This is a genomic window from Parcubacteria group bacterium CG10_big_fil_rev_8_21_14_0_10_36_14, assembly GCA_002772895.1.
In the GTDB taxonomy this organism is placed as follows: Bacteria; Patescibacteriota; Patescibacteriia.
On the sequence record PFCS01000016.1, the window covers coordinates 1 to 2248 of the forward strand.

1 protein-coding gene and 1 pseudogene (1 of these 2 cut by a window edge) are annotated in these 2248 nt (G+C 35.9%); both read right to left on the bottom strand.

Annotation, left to right across the window (positions count from 1 at the left end; translation table 11 throughout):
• Positions 1 to 27 precede the first annotated feature (27 nt).
• Positions 28 to 1194: a tRNA guanosine(34) transglycosylase Tgt gene (tgt, locus tag COU51_01140; GenBank protein PIR66948.1), complete on the bottom strand. Its 1167-nt coding sequence runs from the start codon at positions 1192 to 1194 to the stop codon at positions 28 to 30.
• 112 nt (positions 1195 to 1306) lie between these two features.
• A pseudogene (locus tag COU51_01145) lies at positions 1307 to 2248 on the bottom strand (hypothetical protein) (it continues 387 nt past the right edge of the window).

The following is a 2248-nucleotide window of genomic DNA, read 5'->3' on the forward strand; positions in this document are numbered from 1 at the left end:
AATAATTTATGTGCGGGGTCAAGAGTATTAAAATTGTCTAAATTTTCGTAAAAATTGTGATTTAAAATAATTAAATTTTCCTGATTTTATTGATTGTCGTATATTTTTCATCAGATTATGCATAAAAGTCAGGTTATGGATTGTTGCGAGACGCATGCCTAAAATTTCATTTGCTTTAAATAAATGATGTAGATAGCTCCTGGAATAATTTATGCACAATTCGCATTTGCAATCCGCTTCAATCGGTTTTTTATCCGCGCGATATTTTGCCGACAAGATTCTTATTCGCCCGCTTTTTGTAAAAAGCGTTCCATGCCGTCCGAGGCGGGTTGGCTCTACACAGTCAAATGTATCTACACCGCGTCCCACCGCTTCAAATATATCTTCAATAACGCCAATCCCAAGCATATGACGAGGTTTATTTTCTGGTAAAAAGGGGATTGTCCACTCCAAAACATTTAACATTTCTTTTTTTCCAAATGAACCACCAATTCCAAATCCGTTAAATGGGAGCGCGCTAATAAAGCGGGCGCCTGCCTCGCGTAGTTTTTTATAATCCCCACCTTGGATAATGCCAAAAAGAGCCTGGTCCTTGCGTTTATGCGCTTTGAGACACCTTTCTGCCCATTTATGAGTACGCTCCAGTGATTTTTCCAGATATGCGCGGGAATCGGTCGGAGAAGTACATTCGTCAAAAGCAAAAATAATATCTGCGCCAAGTTTTTCTTGAATACGAATAGAGTCTTCCGGACGTAAAAATATTTTTTTACCGTCCAAATGCGAGCGGAATTCTACACCATTGTCGGTTATTTTTACTAATGATTTTTTATTTGTAGAGGCTTCCGCGCTGTTATTTTTTTTACAAACCTTGCCAACACCATATGCCAAACCTTTGCCTAAGCTAAAAACTTGATATCCGCCACTGTCGGTAAATATCGGTCCCTGCCAATTCATAAAATTATGTAGTCCGCCCATCTTTTTCACTAAGTCTGCACCAGGCTGAAGCATTAAGTGATAAGTGTTTGATAAAATAGAATTAAACCCTATATTCCGTACGTCATTAGAGTCAAGCGTTTTTATGGTAGCTTTTGTAGCGACCGGAATAAAAGCAGGAGTATCAATAACACCGTGCGGAGTAGCAAACCGCGCAACTCGGGCATTTTTTAGTTTTTTAGAAATAGTAAATTTGAACATAAAAAAAGTATTATGTAATACGCATTATATATTATAGTTTTTAATTCGCATAATACATAATACTTAATACATAATACATTTTAATTAGAAAAGTCAAGCTGTGTATTCAAAATTATTTTTTCAGATTTCTCGGGACTTGTTTTATAATCCTGACAGCATCTTCGATTTTATCAACTATTTTGTATAGGTCTTGATCGGCAGAATTTATTGTTTTAAACTTTTTTGCTAATATATTTGTTATAAAATCATCAAGTGGTTTCCAAAATTTCTTTCCAAATAAAACTATTGGTATTTTTCCCATTTTTCCGGTTTCCATTAAAGTTAAAATTTCAAATAACTGATGCATAGTTCCATATCCTCCTGGAAATATAACAAAACCCAAAGATGGCGCCGTTAAAACAAGTTTGCGGGTAAAAGGAAAGAAGAAGCTGGCTGCGTCAGTTACATATTTATTTGTTCGTATAGTATGGTCAAACTTTATATTCATTCCAACTGATTTTGTCCCTGCGTCATATGCTCCATGGTTTGCTGCTTCCATAATTCCAGGGCCTCCGCCGGTTACGATTGAGTATCCTCGTTTTCCAAGAGTATACGCCAAGTTATATGCATCTTTATAATATGGGTTATCTTTGGAAATACTTTTGGTTCCTAGGATAGTAACATCGTCTTTTAGTTTGGTAACAAACTCAAAACCTTCTACTAATTCTGACATAATACGAAATATTCGCCAGTCTGCAGATTCTCCGATTGAGAATTTTTTTGGCACAAAATCAGAAAAAAATGGTCTTTCGTGTGTTTTGGAAATCATCGTTAAAACTTCTTTTGGAGAGTTTGTAATATTAAAAAGTGAAAGGTCTGATTTTTTAATTGAGCCGATTTCTAATGGTCCGCCTTTTAAAAATTTTATAAGTGGTTCCCAATATTCTTTTCCATATAATGCCACAGGTATTTTTGGCATTTTGCCAAGTTCAATCGTATCCATTACTTCAAAAAATTCGTCCATTGTGCCAAATCCGCCGGGAAAATACAAAAAAGCTTGGGACGGAGCGGTTAG